Here is a 19,709-nt window from a genome sequence, read left to right on the forward strand (position 1 = left end):
GAAGTACATATCACGTTCCCTTCGAGGCATGAACCATTTAGGCTCCGGGCACGTCCTCAAGAACGAACCGGCAACCCCGCCGGGAGGACCGACCACATGATCGACAGCGCGAAACCGTAAGCACACCAGATACGCAATACGGCACATTCGCCGCCAACCCGGCAGCAGACAGCCGCCTCGAAAGATTTTTTCGAGGGAAAGCCGCAAGCGGGAACGTTTGAGGCTGGTTGGATGTTGACCCTGGTACGACAGCTCGTCGAGCTAGAGAAGAGGCGACGTGACTACTGTTCTGACCCCCGCGAGCCCGCTGACGGCCGGCGATCGCTGCGACCGCTGCGGCGCCCAGGCATACCTGCGCGTTGTCCTGGCGAGCGGCGGAGAACTGCTCTTCTGCGCCCACCACGGCCGGAAGTTCGAGCCGGAGCTCAAGAAGATCGCCGCTGAGATACAGGACGAGACGGAGCGGCTGACGGCCGTTCCCGCGACCGCCTCCGAGGATGAGCGCTGACCTTCGGCGTTCACGACGAGCAGCAAAACCGGCACAGGCCGGCGTGAGGGCGGCGGTCCCTGGAAACAGGGGCCGCCGCCCTCACGCGTTGCCCGTCAAGGCCGCTCAGCGCCCGCCTGACGGCCCGGCAGCCCCTCCCAGCCGTGCGGTACCGCCCAGCACCCGCAGGACGTCGGACAGGCGCGTGTAGACCCCGGGGCTCCCGGCGCGTGCGCAGCCGCTCCCCCAGGACACCAGGCCGATCAGTCTGCCCCGTGCCACCAGCGGCCCGCCGCTGTCACCCTGACAGGCGTCCCGGCCACCCCCGATCTCCCCGGCGCACAGCATCGTCCGTGCGTCGTAGGTGCCCTCGGGCCCGCCCGGATAGGCCCGCTCGCAGCGCGAGTCGGCCAGCACGTGCACCCGCGCCGCCCGCAGGCTGCGCGGGTAACTGCCGTACCCGGTGGTGTCGCCCCAGCCGTAGACCGTGGCCTCCGTCCCCGCCTCGTACGCGGTGTCACCGGCGCCGGCCGCGCCGATGACCGAGGTCTCGGGCAGCGGTTCGGCGAGGATGAGGACGGCGAAGTCGCCGGAGTTGCTGTAGCGGTCGTACTCCGGGTTCACCCAGGTGTCCGACACGGCGATCTCCCGGCCGGCGTCCGAGTACAGGTCGGTGCGTCCGGCGATGACCTTGAAGTCGCGCACCTCGTTCGCGGGCGCCCCCAGGACGTCCTCGCCGACGCAGTGGGCCGCCGTGAGGACCGCGGTCGGGGCGACCACCACACCGCCGCAGAACTGGCCCGACCGCGTACCGCCGAACCGGTCACGGCTGGACAGCGCGACCGTCCAGGGGCTCTGGGAGACGTCGATCGGGAAGCCGCCGACGACGATGGTGTCGGAGGCCGCCGGGGCGGCGTTCATCAGCGGTATGGCGACCGCCGCGGTAGCCAGGACCAGCGGCCGGGCGAGCGCCCGGACCAGGGGACGACGCATGCGCATTCCTCACTCTGGGATTAGTAGTGAAAACCCAGAGTGATCGAGGGTGCTTCGGCGCGCACGCGCACGGGGAACGCGAAGGCCCGGCTCCCCTTGAGGGAACCGGGCCTTCGGCGTCGTACGACAGACCTAGTCGAGGTAGTCGCGCAGCACCTGGGAGCGGGACGGGTGGCGCAGCTTGGACATGGTCTTGGACTCGATCTGGCGGATCCGCTCGCGGGTGACGCCGTAGACCTTGCCGATCTCGTCGAGGGTCTTCGGCTGACCGTCGGTGAGACCGAAGCGCATGGAGACGACGCCCGCCTCGCGCTCGGAGAGCGTGTCGAGGACGGAGTGCAGCTGCTCCTGGAGGAGCGTGAAGCTGACCGCGTCGGCCGGGACGACGGCCTCGGAGTCCTCGATGAGGTCACCGAACTCGCTGTCGCCGTCCTCGCCCAGCGGGGTGTGCAGGGAGATGGGCTCGCGGCCGTACTTCTGGACCTCGATGACCTTCTCGGGGGTCATGTCGAGTTCCTTGGCCAGCTCCTCCGGGGTGGGCTCGCGGCCCAGGTCCTGGAGCATCTGGCGCTGCACGCGCGCGAGCTTGTTGATGACCTCGACCATGTGCACCGGGATACGGATGGTGCGGGCCTGGTCGGCCATCGCGCGGGTGATCGCCTGCCGGATCCACCAGGTGGCGTACGTGGAGAACTTGTAGCCCTTGGTGTAGTCGAACTTCTCGACCGCGCGGATCAGACCGAGGTTGCCCTCCTGGATGAGGTCCAGGAAGAGCATGCCGCGGCCGGTGTAGCGCTTGGCCAGCGAGACCACCAGACGGAGGTTGGCCTCCAGGAGGTGGTTCTTGGCGCGGCGGCCGTCCTCGGCGATGATCTCCAGCTCGCGCTTGAGCTTCGGGGCCAGCTTGTCGGCGTTGGACAGCTTGTCCTCGGCGAACAGGCCCGCCTCGATGCGCTTGGCCAGCTCGACCTCCTGCTCGGCGTTGAGCAGGGGGACCTTGCCGATCTGCTTGAGGTAGTCCTTGACCGGGTCGGCGGTGGCACCGGCGGCGGCGACCTGCTGGGCGGGCGCGTCGTCCTCGTCCTCGTCGGAGAGGACGAAGCCGGCGCTCTCGGTGCCCTCGGGCTCGTCGCCGGTCTTGCCGCCGGGCGCGTCCTCGAGGACCTCGTCCTCAAGGAGCTCGACGTCGTCCTTCTTGGCCGCGGTCTTCTTCGCGGCCGTCTTCTTGGCGGGGGCCGCCTTCTTCGCGACCGCCTTCTTGACCGGCGCGGCCTTCTTCGCGGCGGCCTTCCTGGCGGTCGTCTCCTCGGCGTCGTCGCCCGCCGGGGAGGCGGACGGGGCGGCCGTGGTGGCGGTGGCCTTCCGGGTGGTCACCGTCTTCGCGGCGACCGTCTTGGTGGCGGTGCGCTTGGCCGGACTCTTCGCCGCGACGCTCTTTCGGGTGCGCTTGGGCTCTGCGGCACTGACCATCAGCGTCACACCCTCTTCCTCAAGAATCTGGTTGAGGCTGCGCAGTACGTTCTTCCACTGAGTGGCCGGGATCTGGTCAGCTTCGAAGGCCCGACGCACATCGTCGCCGGCGATCTGCCCCTCAGCCTTTCCCCGCTCAATGAGCGCCATGACAGAGACGGACTCGGCGATCTCCGGCGGGAGCGTACGGGATGTGCTGGCCGACACGAACAACCTCTCGGAACGTTGGAAAACGGCTTCCGGCCCCGTCCATGACGGACAGGAGCCGACCACCGGCCTTGGGGATTGGGCCGACGGCGCGGGCGGGGGCCGGGAGAATGCACAGCGCCATGAACGGCGTCCGTATTCCCTCCTCGGCTGTCACCTCTTAGGTCATCGCGCTGTTCCCACGAGTGTTACGCCCAATCTACGTGGCCCGAGTCACACCCCGTAAGCGCTCAAAATCGGTCAGACATGGTCAGAGGTGTCGCTCTCGTGATCGAAGCGGCTCTCCGGCCGTGTCGCACCGTCGGACTCCGCAGGGCCCGCGACGGGTCCTGCGGAGTCCGACCGGAGGGCGGGGCACCGGCCCTGAGGGACGCGGGAGGGGAAGAGCGTCCCCGGCCGCACCGCCCGTGAGGCGCGGTCAGTGCTCGCGCGGCGCCGGGACCACGCGCTCCACCTCGGGGTGGACGGTCAGCAGCTGCCGCATGGCCGCCTCCGCGCCCGCGCCGTCACCCGCGCCGAGCGCGTCGACCATGCGCGCGTGGTGCGCGAGGGACGCCTCGTTCGGCCGGTCGCAGCCGGTGGCCGGGCCGCCGGAGACCTGGAGGGCGGCCGAGACGATCCCGGACAGGTGCTCCAGCATGCGGTTGCCGGCGACCTGGATGAGCAGCGTGTGGAACTCGGCGTCCGCGCGCGAGTACGTCAGCGCGTCACCCTGCGCCATGGCGTGGCCCATGATCTCGACCATGTCGGACAGTCGCTGCTGGACGTCCTCCCGGCCGTGCCCGGCGGCGAGGCGGGCGGCGAGCGGTTCGATGGTCCAGCGCAGCTCGGTCAGCTCGCGGCGCTGGTCGTCGCGCTGCGGCCCGAAGGCGCGCCACTCGATGATGTCGGGGTCGAGCAGGTTCCAGTCGGCGACCGGGCGCACGCGCGTGCCGACGTTCGGCCTGGCGCTGACCAGGCCCTTGGCCTCCAGGACGCGCAGCGACTCGCGGACGACGGTGCGGGAGACCTCGAAGCGCTGCCCGATCTCCTCGGGCACCAGGGGGCGGTCGGCGCCGAGGTCGCCGGAGACGATCATCTGGCCGAGCTGCTGGACGAGTTGGCCGTGCAGCCCGCGTCCTCGGCTGCCCGTGGCGCGGCGGCCCACGCGGCCCAGCTCGGGCTCGACGCCGTCCCAGATGGGAGAGCGGTCGGCGGGGGTCTCGGCGTAGGGGTAACGGTCGAGTTCGCCCGGGGCGGCCAGACCGGAGTCGGCGGAACGGGCGGCGGTCATCATGGTGTGCGCAAGGGTACTCACGGATCCTTTGTCGGCGCCGTCCCCAACTCCCTTGAGGGCTTTGGTGAAAAGCACACGAAAGGGTGATCGCTCACCCCGTCGGAATTGACGCCTTATCGGAAAGAAATGGGCTTTCTACGGGGAGTTGTGCGCACCGCGTCCACCGGCGGCCGTCAGCGGGTCCGGCCGCGCAGGGTCGTGAGCAGATACGCGCACAACAGGGTGGTGAGCGACAACGCCAGTGCGCCGCCCACGGGTTGGGCCACCACGCGCGCGGCGGCGTCGAGGTAGCGCTCGCCCCCGAAGGGCCAGCGCAGCAGGAACATCTCGCGCGCCCGCGCGGGCATCCCGGCGGCCACGCGCACGGAGGAGCCCTCCAGGAGCCGGTGCAGCAGCGGCACGACGGCCACCGGTACGGCGAGCACGGCCGCGAGCCCGGCCGTCGTCGACCGGAACACGCCGGCCGCGAGGACCCCGGCCCAGGCGCACCCGACCACCAGGCCGGTCCAACTCGCGCCGAGCGAGAGCCAGTCCGCAGGAACTTCCGCGACCTCCCGTCCGTAGACCAGGTACAGCGCCTCGGCGTCGCAGCCCACCGTGAGGAAGGCCAGCATCATCGCGGTGAGGGCGCTGACGAGGAGTTTCGCGGCCAGCAGCCCCAGCCGCCGGGGCACGGTGCCGCGGTCCGCGGCCAGCGAGGGATGCCGGAACTCGTCCCCGAAGGCCAGCGCCCCCAGCAGCCCCGCGCCCAGGGCCGCCGGAGGCAGCGGCGACTGCACGGGCCACGCCGCGAACAGCCGCTCCCGCGGGGTGTGTCCGAGCCGGGCCAGCAGCAGCGCGGTGACCACGGAGACGACCAGCACTCCGGCGCCGACGAGGAACCCCGTGCTGATCCCGGCGGCCCGGCGGAGTTCGTAGCGCAGGGGGCGCAACGGGGTGGGGGCGGGGCGGACGGCGATGGGGGGCGGGAGGGAAGTCCCCGGCGCGCGAAGGGAGGAGGCGGGCTTCGGCTCGTCCCGCCGGTCCGGGACACCGCCGTCGGAGGCGTCGTCGGAGGCGTTGTCCGGTCCCTCGCCGGAGCTCATGGTGTCCGTGCGGCCCTCCGGGCGGGCGGGCGCGCGGGTGGGCGCGCCGGGTCCCATGTCGCCGATCTCGTCGGCGAGTTGGTGGACGAGGATGCCGTGCCGGAAGGCGACGTCCCCGATGTCCGCGCAGTTGCTGCCGTACACGGAGAGGTGGTTGCCGTCCTCCTGGACGACCTCGACGGAACGCCGGGCCGTCCGGGCCTCCTTGGAGAGTTCGGCGGCGAGGCGGGCGGCGTGCGGGGTGCGGACGGCGACGCGGGGGCGCAGGCGGGTGCGCGCGAAGGCGGACGAGTCCTGGTCGGCGACGACACGGCCCTGGTCCAGGGTGACGACCCGGTCGGCCGTGCGGGCGGCCTCCTTGGGGTCGGCCATGGTCAGCAGAACGGTTCCGCCGTGCCGGGCGTGCGCCGTGAGCATGTCGTACAGCCAGCGGCTCTCGCGCGCGCCGAGGCCGTCGGCGGGGTCGTCGAGGACGAGGGTGTGCGGGTCGGCGAGGAGGGCGCAGGCGAGGCCGAGGCGGCGGTCCATGCCCCGGGAGAGGGTGCCCAGGCGCTCCTCGCGCAGGCTGACCAGGCCGACGGCTTCAAGGACCTCGTCGGCCCGCCGCACCGGTACGCCCGTCGCCGCGCACAGCATCCGCAGGTGACCGCGGACCGTTCGGCCCGGGTGCCCCGGCACGTCGCCGAGCAGGACGCCGACCTCGCGCGCGGGGTGCGCGATGCGATGCAGGGGGCGGCCTCTGAAGTACGTGACGCCACGGCCCCGTTGGAGTTCGAGCAGGAGTCTCAACGCCGTGCTCTTGCCCGCGCCGGGGGCGCCGAGCAGCACGGTGACCTGTCCGACCGGCGCCTCGAAGGAGACGTCGTCGACCGTGGGAGGGAGATCCTTGCGGGGGATGCTGGTCAGTCCGAATGCCTGGATCACCCGCAGCAAGATAGCGTCCCATTTGGGGGTTTTGAGGCAGCGCGGGGCCAAGCGGGGGTGTCTGGGCGGGGCGGGCGGGGGCGGGCCGCCTCCGGGCAGTCGGCGAGGGGCGTGTCAGGCCGGCGCCCTTCCGCTCACACCTCGGGCCGCAGCATCGGCGGGTTCAGCAGCGTCGCGCCGCCCGCGCGGAAGAGCTGGGCCGGTCTGCCGCCCTGGCGGGTGGTGGTGCCGCCCGTGGGGACGAGGAAGCCCGGGGTGCCCGTGACCTTGCGGTGGAAGTTGCGCGGGTCGAGGGCGACGCCCCACACGGCCTCGTAGACGCGGCGCAGCTCGCCGACGGTGAACTCGGTGGGGCAGAACGCGGTCGCGAGGGAGGAGTACTCGATCTTGGAGCGGGCGCGTTCGACGCCGTCGGAGAGGATCTGGGCGTGGTCGAAGGCGAGCGGGGCGACCGGGTCGCCGTCGCGGCCGTAGCCGCCCTGGTGCAGCAGTTCCTCGACCGGCGCCCAGCGCGCGTTGCTGGCGTCGCCGCCCGCGCGGGGGGCCGGCAGGTCGGGGGCGAGCGCGAGGTGGGCGACGCTGACGACGCGCATCCGGGGGTCGCGCTTGGGGTCGCCGTAGGTGGCGAGCTGTTCCAGGTGGGCGCCGTTGTCCTGGGCGGGGACGGCGGGGTCGTGAGCGCGCAGCCCGGTCTCCTCGGCGAGTTCGCGGGCCGCCGCCTGGGACAGGTCCTCGTCGGCCCGTACGAAGCCGCCGGGCAGCGCCCATCTGCCCTGAAACGGCGGTTCGCCCCGGCGGACCGCCAGTGCGCACAGGGCGTGGCGCCGCACGGTCAGCACGACCAGGTCCACGGTGACGGCGAAGGGCGGGAAGGCTGACGGGTCGTAGGGCATGCGGCGATCTTAGTCGTCTGCCTGACGATAAACACTCCCTTCGCCGGCCCCGGGACAGGCCGGCCCGCTTGGGCCGGACATCGCTGTCATCCACTCTCGCGCGCACCCCGTCCCCGGCCGCTCACACCCCCAGCTGGAGCCCGTCGCCGGCCTCCTCGACCATGGCAAGACCGAGCCTGCTGACGCGCACGGCGAACGGCTCGCCCGCCACGCGCAGTCCGCTGAGGCCGATCTCGCCGAGGGGCGCGCTGTGGACGGGGCGCAGGGTGACCGTCCGGGCCGGGGCGTCGGGGCGGATGCCCGCCAGCGTGGTCAGCAGCAGAATCCCGGCGCCGGCCGCGGTGGCGGCGGGACGGCAGGCGGCGGGGTGAGGCACAGGGGCGCTCCCGTCGGTGCGCTGCTCGCCCGCGTACATCTCGGGCAGCCGGTACCCGAACGCCTCGGCGGCGCCCAGGACGCCCTTCAGCAGGGAACCCGCCTCCTTCTCGTACCCGGCGGCGGCCAGGCCCGCGACGGCGAGCGCGCTCTCGTGGACCCGTACGGCGCCACCGCGGTGGCCGAAGGGGTTGTAGCCCGGCTCCTTCGTGCCGAGCCCGCGCAGGCCCCAGCCGGAGTCGAGCGCCGGACCGCCGAGCAGGCGCGCCAGGTGCTCGGTCTGGACCCGGTCGAGCAGCCCGGGGGCGAGTTCGCCGCCGCCCAGCAGGCCCGTGTCCAGGAGGTGTACGGCGCTCGCGCCGAGGTGGGCCACGGGGCGTCCGTCCGGCAATCGCCCGGCGAGAGGTCTGCCGCCGCCGAGGTCGTCGGCCCAGAACTCCTCGCGGAACGCCGCCCGCAGCCTGCGCGCCCACTCCCGCAGCGCCTCGCCGCCCGGTCTGCCGCAGGCGTCGAGGAGGTCGGCGCCGAGCAGGGCCGCGCGGTGGGCGTGTGCCTGGGTCTCGCAGCGGACGGGGCCGCCGGGCTGCGGGTCGCACAGGTAGGTGCCCGTGCCCACGGTGGTCCGCAGCCAGGACAGGCAGCGCTCGGCCGCCGGCAGCAGCTCCGCGACCTCCGCCTCCAGCAGGCCCCAGCGGCGGGCCTCCGCCAGGAGCGCGGGGAACAGCAGCGTGGCCTCGGTCCCGGTGCACGCGGGCGGCAGGTGGGCGCCCGCGTCCCTGCGGGGGCCGGGGACGAGGCCGTCGGCGCGCTGGGTACGGGCGAGGGTGCGCAGGGTGCCCGCCGCGAGCGCGGTGCCGAGGGGCAGTGTCATGCGGGCGGCGGCCAGTGCGTCGGCCGGGGCGAGTCCGCAACGCCAGGGGGCGCCGGCCGCGAGGTGGGTGTCCGTGGGGTGTGCCGGGTCGCGGACCAGGAGCGCCTGAAGGTCCTCGACGCCGGCCCGCAGCAGGGGGCCCACGCGCGGGTCGTCGCCGCGCGCGTGGGCGGACGCCAGGGGGTTCGTCGCGGACCGGCCCACGGTCCGCATCGGCCCGCTCCCGTCGAGGCGGACCTTCAGCTCTACTGTCGCGCTGCCGCCGGGCGGGACGTCTAGGTCCCAGCGCAGCAGGCCGGCGGAGGCCAGCGCGTCGGAGGGCGGCGGGTCGGCCGTGACGGTCGAGGCGCCCGGTGGGCCGGTCCAGCGCAGCCCCGAGTCGTACACCCCGGCGGGCAGTTCGGGCGCGCTCGCCCCGGCGGCGATCGCGCCCAGGTCGGCCAGGTCCGTCCCGAGGGCCACCTCGACCGGGAGGCGCAGCGGGCGGGGCACCGCGCTGTGGAGGGTGATCCGTTCCGTGCCGTCGGCGCGGCGGCTGCGCTCGACGACGACGTCCGGGTCCGGGCCGCTCTGGGGCGAGACGCGCAGGGTGCCGACGAAGCGGACCTCGTCGGCGGCCGTCATCCGGGCCTGCGCCACGAGCGGTTCCCGTCCGGCCACGCGCACCTGGCAGCGGGACAGCAGGCGCCGGCCCGCCCGGTAGAACCCTTCGAGGCCGCGCCCGATGAGCTGCCCTTCCGGCGAGGAGACGGCGAGCCCCGGAAGGGAGACGCAGATCAGCGCGGTGTGGACGGGCGGGAGACCGGCGGGGCGGGGTGCCGGGCGGCGCCCCTGGTCGGGCAGCGGGGGCCTGTTCGGGTCCGGCCTCGTCCCGCCGGCCGCGCCGCGGGGCGTCTGGCCCAGGAGCCGCTGGGGGATCTCGTCCCGGTCAGACGGCGGGCGTCCGCCGTGGGCAAAGGGCGGAGTCGGTTGGTGCATGCGGTGACTTCTTCTGCTCTCTGTGCGCCACGGGAGGGTGCGACGCCGGGGAGGGGCCCCGGCGGGACGGGGGCGGGACGGCGCCGTGGGCCGCGCGGAGGTTCCGCCACTCAGGTGAACGGGGCGGGGCTCCCCCTGGTCACGCCCTGGGCCGCGAGGCACCTCCGAATGGCGGTGTGGAGCGGGGGTGTCCTGGTGGGCCCGGAAGCGGAGGCGGGTGGGCGTCTCACCGTTCCGGCGTCCGCCGGAACGGCTCCCCTGGGGGTCGCGGGCCGCGCGGCGGGGGTGCCCGCACGCAGGTCCTCCGGCGGGCCGACGTGTACTGCGGAACGGCCAGGGCCACCGGGGCGCTTCCCGGAACCCGGTCGGGGAATGCCGCGCCGTGCCAACAAGGACTACGTCCAGTGGTGCCCCGACCTGCTCTGCCCGGAACCCGGTCGGGCAGTGCCGCGCCCCGGTCTCCCGGAGACCGTCCAGGGTGCGCCGGGGCCGCCGCCCGGCGAAGAGGGCCGGCGGCCACAGCGTGGTCACTCCGCCTCCGTCGTCTCGTCCGTGCCGGGCAGGGTGCCGTCCTCAGGGGAGCGCCGCTGGCGGACGACGCGGGTGCTCCTGGTGCGGGGGCGGGTCTCGTCCTTGGCCCCACCCCTCGTGGCGGGGCGAGTACGGGAGGAGCGCCGGACCACCGTCACCTGTTCGCCGGAGCGGGTTCGGCGGCGGGGGGCCTGCTGCGGCGTCCTCTCAGCCGACGGCGTACGGGGCTCGGCCTGGAGGTCCTGAAGCGTCTCCCCGGCCTCGCTCCGCAGGGCCTGGAACGTCTCGCCCGCCTCGGCCGCGAGCGTCCGGGACGCCTCCGCCGTCTCGCCCGGGAGAGTCACGGACGCCGCCTCGGCCCCCTCACCTCGCCGCTCCTCCCGCTCCGACCGCAGGCACCGCCGGATCGACTCCGGGTCGAGCCCCTGGTTGCACGCCTGGTGGAGCAGCGCGGCGAAGAGGTAGTCGGGGTCGGCGCCCAGGGCCATGGCAAGCGCCTCCCGCGCTTCGAGCTCGTCGCCGGTGGACCAGGCGACCCAGCCGACGAGGGCGAGGGGCGCGGCGGCGTACTCGCCGTAGGAGCGGACGCAGCGGCGGGCGAGGGCACGCCACAGGCGCAGGGCGGGGACGGCGTCGTCGCCCTCCATCCACTCGGCGGCGCGGTCACGGGTCGTGCGGTCCTGGAGCCCGAGGATCACGCGGGCCGCCTCGTCCTTGCCGATCAGCGCGTCGTCCCTGCGGTCGCACAGGATCGGGCCGGCGATCGGGGGCGCCGCGGCGAGGCGTCGCATGAGCCGGTCGGCGAGGGCCAGCGTCTCCTCGGCGACCTGGGTGCTCTCGCCGTCGAGGATGCGGGGGACGATCTCCTTCGCCATCTCGTCCAGGGCCTCCTCCTGCTCCCGGACGTCACCGGTCTCCCAGGGGAGCATCCGGGCCCGGAAGTCGCGCAGGGTGCCGCGGACCTGGAGGCCGGCGTAGGTCGCGGCCGCGGCGAGGACGGAGGTCCCGGGCAGGGCCATCGGGGCACCGTCCTCCGGGCAGCAGCCGTTGCCTCGGCAGCAGTAGGACCAGAAGCGCCCGCCGGAGACGCACAGCGCCTCGATGACGGGGATGTCGAGGAGACCGCACTCGACGCGCAGGTGCTGGGCGAGGGGCCGCAGGCGCTCCATGACGTCGCGCCCCGTCTCGCCGGGTCCCGGCTCCTGGCAGACGTAGGCGACCATCTGCTCGGGCCGCATGCCCCGGCGCTCCGCTCCCTTCACCAGCCCTTCGGCGAAGGTCCGGGCGGCCTCCTTCCAATGGCCGGGGTTCTTGGGGATGCCGAGCCCGCCCCGGGCGCCGAAGCGGCTGTGGCCGTCCCGCTCGCGCAGGGAGACGAGGACCATGCTGTCCTCGGGGCGGTAGCCGAGCAGGTAGGGCACGGCGTCCGCGAGTTCGGCCGGGGTCTTGAGCGTGAGGCCGTGGGTGTCGTAGGGCGCCGGACCATCGAATGCGCCGTTGTCGAAGGGTTCGGGTGTTTCGCTGTGATTCGTCATGCCGTGACGATCTCGCGAATCGCGAGTTCCCGCTCGGCCTGTGGATAACTCCGGGCAGGGACACGACATTTCACGGTCCGAACCCACCGAACTCACCCACAGAACTCCCCCACCGAACTCGCCCGGCAAGAACACCGTCACGGCCACGGGAAACGCCCTCGAAGACCAGCCGACAAGACGTGAGCGGAGACGCCCGCCCCCTCTCCGCCCCTCTCTCCGCCCGCTCTGTCAGTCCCGTCCTGTTGTATGGACGCATGCAGCACACCAGCAACGCGGATCTCCGGGCAGAAGCGGACACCGTCCTCGCCCGGCTCGTCGGGGACCCGAGAGGAACGGCCCGGCTGAGGGAGGACCAGTGGCGGGCCGTCGAGGCGCTGGTCGCCGAGGGGCGGCGGGCGCTGGTGGTGCAGCGGACCGGGTGGGGCAAGTCGGCGGTGTACTTCGTGGCGACGGCCCTGCTGCGGACCAGGGGCGCGGGCCCGACGGTGATCGTGTCGCCGCTGCTCGCGCTGATGCGCAACCAGGTCGACGCGGCGGCCCGCGCCGGGGTCCGGGCACGGACGATCAACTCGGCCAACACGGAGGAGTGGGAGTCGGTCCAGGAGGAGATCGCGGAGGGTGCCGTCGACGTCCTGCTGATCAGCCCCGAACGACTCAACCACCCGGACTTCCGCGACCGCGTCCTGCCCTCGCTCGCCGCCGCGACGGGCCTGCTCGTGGTCGACGAGGCGCACTGCATCTCCGACTGGGGCCACGACTTCCGCCCGGACTACCGCCGGCTGCGCACGATGCTGGGCGACCTCCCACCGGGCGTCCCGGTGCTCGCGACGACGGCGACGGCCAACGCGCGCGTGACGGCCGACGTCGCCGAACAGCTCGGCACGGGCGGCGCGTCGGACGCGCTGGTGCTGCGGGGCCCGCTGAACCGGGAGAGCCTGAGCCTGAACGTGCTACGGCTGCCGGACGCCGCGCACCGGCTGGCCTGGCTCGCCGATCACCTCGACGACCTGCCGGGCTCCGGCATCGTCTACACGCTGACGGTGGCCGCCGCCGAGGAGGTGACCGCGTTCCTCAGGCAGCGCGGGCACACGGTCGCGTCGTACACGGGCCGCACGGAGAACGCGGAGCGCCAGCAGGCCGAGGAGGACCTGCTCGGCAACAAGGTCAAGGCGCTGATCGCGACGTCCGCCCTCGGGATGGGGTTCGACAAGCCGGACCTCGGTTTCGTCGTCCACCTCGGCTCGCCCTCGTCCCCGATCGCCTACTACCAGCAGGTGGGCCGCGCGGGGCGTGGCGTCGACCACGCGGAGGTGCTGCTGCTGCCGGGCCGGGAGGACGAGGCGATCTGGGAGTACTTCGCCTCGCTCGCCTTCCCCGCCGAGGAACTGGTGCGCCGCACGCTCGACGTCCTCGCGCGCGCGGCGGGCCCGGTGTCGCTGCCGGCGCTGGAGCCCCTGGTGGAGCTGCGCCGCTCGCGCCTGGAGACCATGCTGAAGGTCCTGGACGTGGACGGGGCGGTCAAGCGCGTCAAGGGCGGCTGGATCGCCACCGGGCAGCCGTGGTCGTACGACACGGACCGCTACGCGTGGGTGGCGCGCCAGCGCGAGGCCGAGCAGCGCGCCATGCGGGAGTACGGCGCGACGACGGGCTGCCGGATGGAGTTCCTGCAACGGCAGCTGGACGACGAGACGGCCGAGCCGTGCGGCCGGTGCGACAACTGTGCGGGCGCGCGGTTCACCGCCGACGCGTCGACGGCCGCGCTGGACGCCGCGCGCGTGGACCTCGGCCGGGCGGGCGTCGAGGTGGAGCCCCGCAAGATGTGGCCGACGGGGCTCGCCTCGGTCGGCATGGACCTCAAGGGGCGCATCCCGGCCGGTGAGCAGGCGGCGCCGGGACGGGCACTGGGGCGGCTGTCGGACATCGGCTGGGGCAACCGGCTGCGCCCCCTGCTCGCCCCGCAGACGCCGGACGGGCCGGTGCCGGACGACGTGGCGAGGGCCGTGGTGGGGGTGCTGGCCGACTGGGCGAAGGGGCCCGGCGGCTGGGCCTCCGGCGCGGCGGACGCGCCCGCGCGCCCGGTCGGCGTGGTGACCGTCCCTTCGCGTACGCGCGCGTCGCTGATCGGTTCGCTGGGCGCGCACATCGCGGAGGTCGGCCGGCTGCCGCTGCTGGGCGGCCTGGAGTACGCCGAGGGCTCCTCGCGGGTCGCCCGCAGCAACAGCGCGCAGCGGCTCAAGGCGCTCGACGGGGCGCTGTACGTGCCGCCCGCCCTGGCCGCCGCGCTCGACGGGGCGCAGGGGCCCGTCCTCCTGGTGGACGACTTCACGGAGACCGGCTGGACGCTGGCGGTCGCCGCGCGGTTGTTGCGGCGGGCAGGCGCGCGAGGGGTGATGCCGCTGGTCCTGGCCTTGCAGGGGTGACGTGCGGGGCGGGGACGTACGGGTGCGTCGCCCGTCCTGACCCTGCTGTCACGCGGAAAATCCGGGGTAGTGATATAAGCCATGTAACGGCACATAACCGTCGGTGATCCCAATTGCTCGTTGCCGCATCCCAGTTCGACAGCAAGAATTGAGGTCCGCTCCCCGCAACGGTCCCCGCCCGAGGTCAGGCAGGGCCTTGTTTGCGGTGCGTACCCCCCGAATTCGCCCCGCCCGCCGCGCGGGCCGTAGCCGAAGGGAGGATCGTGACCTTCGGATTCGCGCCGTCCTCGGCGGCATCGCTCTCGACGTCCGCGTCCGCCGCTTCCGCCAGCCGCTTGCTCGAACCCGCGGAATGGTCCGCGGCGGGTATCCCGCTGCTGCGCAATCCGCGTGAGGTCGTCAGCGGGCTGCACGCGCGCCACCGGCCGAGACCGTCGACCGCGATCGTGGCCGTGCTCGATCCCGACGAACGGCTGCGGGCCAGCGCCTCGTTCACGCGCCGTCCGGCACCGGCCGACGGCTGGATGTTCCGCAACGCGCTGCTCGCGCAGTTGCGTCGGGTCATCCCGCACGACCTACGGCGGCGGACCCCGGTGCGTACGGCGGTGCTGCTCTACTGCCGGGACGGCGACGCGCGTTGGACCGAGGAGGACGGGGCGTGGATGTGGGGTCTGCGGGACGCGTGCACGCTGCACGGGCTGCGCTGCGGCGCGTACATCACGCTCACGCGTGACGGCTGGCAGGTCCTGGGCGAGGGCAGGGGCGGCCGGCGGCCCAACTCCGAGTCCCTGCCGGAGCCGTTCGGCCTCTCCGAGGCCCCGCCCCCGCTCCCCCGGACCGGTGGCGCCGTCTCGGACGTCCTCAGGCGCGCCGCGGCCCGCTGAAGCACGCCGGGAACGGCAACGACGTCAGGCACGACAGACGGCCGCGGCGCGTCGTACGGACGAACCGCGGCCCCGCCGAACCGGCCCGCCCCGGACGGCCGTCCTACCGGCCTGCGGGCGCGCCGAAGGACGCGTGCGCCGGAACACCCCCGTTCACGCGCGCACGCGTACACCCCCCGCCGGAGTCGGTCAGACCCCGGCGCCGAGCACCGAGCCGATCCGCTGCGGGTCACCGCAGGCGATCACCAGGGCGCCGGCCTTGGAGCGGGCCAGGAGCAGGGCAGCGGAGTCGTCCGGACCACCGTTGACGGCGACCACGACGACGGGGCGCTGGGCGGCACGGCTCGCGAGGGCGGCGTCCGTGTAGAAGACGTCGTCGCGCGCGTCGTGCTGCGCCCAGTAGGACGCCTCGCCGAAGGACAGTTCGTGGGCGGTCCAGGGGTGCTGGGCGCCGGTGGTGACCACCAGCACGTCACCGGGGGCACGGCCCGACTCCAGCAGCAGGTCCAGGGCCTCCTCGGCGGCGTCCAGGGCGCCGTCCGCCGAAGCCGGGATCAGCTGGATCTGGACCGCCGCCGGGGCGGCAGGGGCCGTGTCGCGGGGCGTGCGCTGCGCCGGGGGCGTGGGCCGCAGGGGGCCCGGACGACCGGGGCGCGGCGGGGCCACGGGACGGGGGCCGGGTACGGGACGAGGGGTCTGCGCGCTGCGGCCGGCGGCCGGAGTGACGCGGGGACCCTGGGCACTCTCGTGAATCTGAGGCTCCTCGGGAATGAGAGGCATGAGCTGATTTTTATCAAACACTGGTGCGACTCGCGCGAGTGGGTGGCACATCAGTGCGAACGGTCACGTCAGAAGTCGAAGCCGAGCTGGCCCTCGATCTCCGGAGCGCTTCCGTCCGCCCAACTGCGGGCCTTCTTGAGGTGCCGCCACTGGGGCAGCGCATCGAGGTACGCCCACGAGAGCCGGTGGTACGGGGTGGGCCCCCGCTCCTCCAGCGCGGCCTTGTGCACGGGTGACGGATACCCGGCGTTGTCCGCGAAACCGAAGTCTGCATGGTCGACGCCCAGTTCGGCCATCATTTTGTCGCGCTGGACCTTGGCGATGACCGAGGCGGCCGCGACCGCCACGCACGACCGGTCGCCCTTGATGACGGTACGGACCCGCCAGGGCGTGCCGAGGTAGTCGTGCTTGCCGTCCAGGATGACCGCGTCGGGCCGGACCGGAAGGGCTTCCAGGGCACGGACCGCCGCGAGTCGCAGGGCCGCGGTCATGCCCTTCTCGTCGATCTCCTCGGGCGAGGCGTGGCCCAGGGAGTAGGACGTCACCCAGCCGCGAAGTTCCTCGGCGAGTTCGGTACGTCGTCGGACGGTCAGCAGCTTGGAGTCGGTGAGGCCCATGGGGGCTCGGCGCAGTCCGGTGACCGCCGCGCAGACGGTGACGGGACCGGCCCACGCGCCCCGGCCCACCTCGTCGACACCGGCAATGACCTTCGCTCCGGTCGTCGCGCGAAGGGAGCGCTCGACGGTGTGAGTGGGTGGTTCGTACGGCATGGCGCCCATAGCCTACGCCGCGCGGATCGGTGCGCGACACCCCGGTCCCGCCGGTGAGTTCACAGCGCGACGGCGGCGGTGGTCCGTTCGCTGCCGCATCGGCCGGGGTGCCGTCGCGACAGCCGTCCGCCGTCCGCGCCCGCCTCGGGTTTCCCGGCGTGCGGAGGCTCCCGCGCGCCGTCCGCGGTCGCACCTGTGAAGCGGCCTCACGAAGGCATCCGCAGCCACCTGGGCAGCGCCTCCGTACGCGCCGTCCACTCCCTGGGCGGTGCTCCGGTGCTCCCCGCCGCGACGATCCCGCCGACGATGGCGCACGTCGTGTCGACGTCGCCGCCCGCCTGGGCCGTCGTCCAGAACGCCGACTCGTAGTCGCCGAGGGCGCGGGCGGCCGACCAGAGGGCGAAGGGGACGGTGTCGTGGGCGGTGGTGCGGCGGCCGCAGCCGAGGACGGCGGCGACGGTGTCCGGGTCGGAGTAGTCGAGCATGTCGCGGGCGCGCCGCAGCCCGGCCGAGACGGCGCTCCTGGGGACGAGGGCGACGACGCCGTCGAGCAGGGCCTCGGGGGCGGGCGGGCCGTCGTCCGCGGCGGCCAGGGCCGTGGCTGCGGCGACGGCCATGGCGCCGGCGACGGCCTCGCGGTGCTGGTGGGTGGGGTAGGCGGAGATCTCGGCCTGGTGGGTCGCCTGCTCGGGGTCGTCGGCGTACCAGGCGCCGAGCGGGGCGATGCGCATGGCGGCGCCGTTGCCCCAGGAGCCCTGGCCGTCGAAGAGCGCGGCGGCCAGTTCGCGCCAGTCGCCGCCCTCGCGCACCAGCCGCAGGAGCCGGTTGACGGCGGGCCCGTAGCCGCGGTCGAAGTCGTGGTGCTCGGCGAACGAGCGGGCCAGGGCGTCCTGGTCGACGCGGTGGTGGGCGGTGAGGACGGCGACGACGGAGCAGGCCATCTCCGTGTCGTCGGTCCACTGCCAGTCGCCGGGCGGCAGCTCGCGGCGGCCGAGCAGCGGGTAGTTCTCCGGGACGAAGAACTGGGAGCCCAGCGCGTCTCCCACGGACAGGCCGCGCAGGCTGGCCAGGGCGCGGGCCAGACGCGGGTCGGCCGGGGCGGTGGAGGGGTCGTAAGGGTCGAAGGGGACGGAAGTCATCGCCGTCACCCTATCCGGTGACGCCGTACGACTCCGGGTCTCGCCAGCGTTCAAAGGGCTTGTCCAGTGTGTAGCGGCCGTCTTCTCCCAGAACGAGCATCCGCATCTCCGCGTTCCCGGGATTGGACAGGGATTCGAAATCGGCGACGGTCCAGTGGAACCAGCGCATGCAGAACAGCCGCATGGCGAGGCCGTGGGTGACGATCAGGACGTTCGGCGGGTGGTCGGGGTCCTCGAAGCTGCGGAACAGGCTCTCCAGGAAGCCGCCGACCCGGTCGTACACGTCGGCGCCGCTCTCGCCCTGGGCGAAGCGGTAGAAGAAGTGCCCGTAGGCGTCCCGGTACGCCTTCTGGAGGCGTACGTCGTCGCGGTCCTGCCAGTTGCCCCAGTCCTGTTCGCGCAGCCGGGGCTCCTCGCGCACGCGTATGCGGTCGGGGTCGAGGTGGAAGGCGCGCAGGGTCTCGTGGGTGCGCCGGTAGGGGGAGACGTACACGCTCACCCGTTCGTCGCCGAAGACCTCCCGGATGGTCTTCCCGGTCTCCTCCGCCTGCCGCCATCCCCGGTCGGTGAGGGCGAGCGCGTGGTCGGGTTCGCGTTCGTAGACGGTGTCATCAACATTGCCCGTTGACTCCCCGTGCCGGACAAGGACGATGCGCCGTGGTCGTGCCATGCCGAAACCCTAGATCGAGTCACGTCGTTTCGAGCACTCGTACGGTCCTCATACGGCGTAGGTCACACGGAACAGGGGCCACGCGTACGCGTGCGCGAAGCGGTCGTCAGACCGTCCAGGCGGACTCCATCTCGACGATGTCGCCGGTGAGGGCGGCGATGTCGGCCTCGGTCTGGGCGCGCAGGGCGAGGCGTTCGATGCGTTCGGTGCGGTACTTGCCGTGCTCGGCCTCGGAGCGCCACATCGACAGGACCATGAACTCGTTGCCGGGTGCCTCGGCGAACAGGCCCCGGATCATGCCGGGCGAGCCGGCCATGGCGGGGTTCCAGACCTTCTCCTGCATCAGCGTGAAGTGCTCGGCGCGCTCCTCGTGGACCCGGGACAGGGCGACGCGCAGCAGGTCGGCGTCGGTGAAGCGGGGTTCGAAGCCGGTCTTGACGTCGAAGCGGTAGTCGAACAGCCGGACCTGGGCGTCCCGGAAGGTGCCGACCTGGGCGGCGGCGAGCCGGTCGTGGGAGCGGGCCATGAAGGAGTCGTAGAAGGCGCGGCTCTCCCAGAAGGCGAAGACGTGCGCGACCGCAGGACGGCTCCGGCTCCAGCCGCCGCCCTGTCCGCGGAATCCCGGCTCCCCCAGAAGCCCCGCCCACTTTCGCTGTCCGCGTTCGAAACCTCGGCGGTCCACCACGGTGCAGCGAATCCACTTGACCAGCACCGCGCCATGGTAAGGCCCCGGGGCGTGGCGCCGGTCACGCTCAGCCGGGCTCTCTCGTACGCGCGCGTGGCAGGATGGACAACCGGCCCTGACGACCGGGCAGTTCGGGCCGCGAACCACAGAAGGGGAAGCCTGATGAACGGCATCGTCAAGGGGATCCGCAAGGTCGAGATCTCGGTCAAGTGGGACCCCAGCCCGGCAGGGCAGCCGGCCACCGATCTGGACGTCGTCGCCGCGACGTATCTCCAGAGCGACCCGCAGGGCGCTCCCGGTTACGTCGTGCACTTCGACAGCCGGTCCCCCGACGGCACGATCTACCTCAACCGCGACAGCAAGGACGGCAAGGGCTTCGGCTGGGACGAGGTGATGACGATCGAACTCGACCGCCTGGACGCCCGTTACGCGCGCGTGGTGGTCGGTCTGGTCATCCAGCAGCGCCCCGACCACCGGACGTTCGTCAGCGTCGTCAACCCGAGGTTCCGCATCCGCGAGGGCTACACGGTCCTGGCGGAGGGCGACTTCGGCGGCATCCTCGGCTCCACGGCGGCCACCGTCGCCGCGTTCGTCCGCGACCCCAAGGACGGCTGGGAGTTCCACGAGGGCGTCCACGGCTTCGAGGACGACCCTGCCGAGTTCACCCGCGTCATGGGCACCACCCGCCCGTCCTGACCTCGCGCGCGCGTACGACGCGGTAAGGGGCGTCGGCCAT

General features: G+C 73.3%; 16 protein-coding genes. 4 read left to right on the top strand and 12 right to left on the bottom strand.

The features are described from left to right. The first annotated feature begins 277 nt into the window (after positions 1-277). Positions 278-508, top strand: a complete 231-nt coding sequence (locus tag IAG44_RS10085; protein ID WP_055721807.1) for a DUF7455 domain-containing protein — start codon at positions 278-280, stop codon at positions 506-508. Between the two features lie 105 nt (positions 509-613). On the opposite strand, the gene IAG44_RS10090 is transcribed toward IAG44_RS10085, so the two are convergent. From IAG44_RS10090 to IAG44_RS10125, 7 genes are all read right to left on the bottom strand, one after another. Continuing rightward, the gene (locus tag IAG44_RS10090) at positions 614-1,480 is read right to left on the bottom strand and encodes a S1 family peptidase (protein ID WP_187746799.1); all 867 of its coding nucleotides are present in this window, start codon (positions 1,478-1,480) and stop codon (positions 614-616) included. Between the two features lie 132 nt (positions 1,481-1,612). Continuing rightward, positions 1,613-3,157, bottom strand: coding sequence for an RNA polymerase sigma factor (locus IAG44_RS10095; RefSeq protein WP_281404284.1), 1,545 nt, complete (start codon positions 3,155-3,157; stop codon positions 1,613-1,615). A 418-nt stretch (positions 3,158-3,575) separates the two neighbouring features. Beyond that, positions 3,576-4,454 carry a FadR/GntR family transcriptional regulator gene (locus IAG44_RS10105; protein ID WP_187746801.1) on the bottom strand — a complete coding sequence of 293 codons (879 nt, stop codon included), beginning with the start codon at positions 4,452-4,454 and terminating at the stop codon, positions 3,576-3,578. 152 nt (positions 4,455-4,606) lie between these two features. Then, complete coding sequence (locus IAG44_RS10110) at positions 4,607-6,442, bottom strand: ABC transporter ATP-binding protein (RefSeq protein ID WP_187746802.1); 1,836 nt, start codon at positions 6,440-6,442, stop codon at positions 4,607-4,609. Positions 6,443-6,576: 134 nt separating this feature from the next. Further along, positions 6,577-7,335, bottom strand: coding sequence for an NUDIX hydrolase (locus IAG44_RS10115; RefSeq protein ID WP_187746803.1), 759 nt, complete (start codon positions 7,333-7,335; stop codon positions 6,577-6,579). A 121-nt stretch (positions 7,336-7,456) separates the two neighbouring features. Then, positions 7,457-9,559 (bottom strand): glycogen debranching N-terminal domain-containing protein, encoded by a 2,103-nt coding sequence (locus IAG44_RS10120; RefSeq protein WP_246561617.1) that lies wholly within the window; start codon positions 9,557-9,559, stop codon positions 7,457-7,459. A gap of 527 nt (positions 9,560-10,086) precedes the next feature. Beyond that, positions 10,087-11,625, bottom strand: coding sequence for a DUF4192 domain-containing protein (locus IAG44_RS10125; protein WP_187746804.1), 1,539 nt, complete (start codon positions 11,623-11,625; stop codon positions 10,087-10,089). Positions 11,626-11,879: 254 nt separating this feature from the next. Between IAG44_RS10125 and IAG44_RS10130 the strand changes: the two genes are divergently transcribed. Together IAG44_RS10130 and IAG44_RS10135 are read left to right on the top strand one after the other, a co-directional pair. Then, positions 11,880-14,045: a RecQ family ATP-dependent DNA helicase gene (locus IAG44_RS10130; RefSeq protein WP_187746805.1), complete on the top strand. Its 2,166-nt coding sequence runs from the start codon at positions 11,880-11,882 to the stop codon at positions 14,043-14,045. 263 nt (positions 14,046-14,308) lie between these two features. Further along, complete coding sequence (locus IAG44_RS10135) at positions 14,309-14,929, top strand: hypothetical protein (protein ID WP_187746806.1); 621 nt, start codon at positions 14,309-14,311, stop codon at positions 14,927-14,929. A 189-nt stretch (positions 14,930-15,118) separates the two neighbouring features. Here the strand turns inward: IAG44_RS10135 and IAG44_RS10140 are convergent, their stop codons facing one another. The 5 genes from IAG44_RS10140 to IAG44_RS10160 all read right to left on the bottom strand — a co-directional run bounded on the left by IAG44_RS10140 (position 15,119) and on the right by IAG44_RS10160 (position 19,000). Further along, positions 15,119-15,709: a hypothetical protein gene (locus IAG44_RS10140; protein WP_187746807.1), complete on the bottom strand. Its 591-nt coding sequence runs from the start codon at positions 15,707-15,709 to the stop codon at positions 15,119-15,121. A gap of 68 nt (positions 15,710-15,777) precedes the next feature. After that, positions 15,778-16,479, bottom strand: coding sequence for a ribonuclease HII (locus tag IAG44_RS10145; RefSeq protein ID WP_187746808.1), 702 nt, complete (start codon positions 16,477-16,479; stop codon positions 15,778-15,780). A gap of 206 nt (positions 16,480-16,685) precedes the next feature. Continuing rightward, complete coding sequence (locus IAG44_RS10150) at positions 16,686-17,618, bottom strand: ADP-ribosylglycohydrolase family protein (protein WP_187746809.1); 933 nt, start codon at positions 17,616-17,618, stop codon at positions 16,686-16,688. A gap of 10 nt (positions 17,619-17,628) precedes the next feature. After that, positions 17,629-18,288 (bottom strand): histidine phosphatase family protein, encoded by a 660-nt coding sequence (locus IAG44_RS10155; RefSeq protein WP_187746810.1) that lies wholly within the window; start codon positions 18,286-18,288, stop codon positions 17,629-17,631. A gap of 106 nt (positions 18,289-18,394) precedes the next feature. Continuing rightward, the gene (locus IAG44_RS10160) at positions 18,395-19,000 is read right to left on the bottom strand and encodes a YdbC family protein (protein WP_187746811.1); all 606 of its coding nucleotides are present in this window, start codon (positions 18,998-19,000) and stop codon (positions 18,395-18,397) included. Between the two features lie 135 nt (positions 19,001-19,135). Here IAG44_RS10160 and IAG44_RS10165 point away from each other — a divergent pair, with 135 nt between their 5' ends. Next, positions 19,136-19,669: a TerD family protein gene (locus IAG44_RS10165; RefSeq protein WP_187746812.1), complete on the top strand. Its 534-nt coding sequence runs from the start codon at positions 19,136-19,138 to the stop codon at positions 19,667-19,669. Positions 19,670-19,709: the final 40 nt, after the last annotated feature.

The sequence above is a fragment of the Streptomyces roseirectus genome, assembly GCF_014489635.1.
In the GTDB taxonomy this organism is placed as follows: domain Bacteria; phylum Actinomycetota; class Actinomycetes; order Streptomycetales; family Streptomycetaceae; genus Streptomyces; species Streptomyces roseirectus.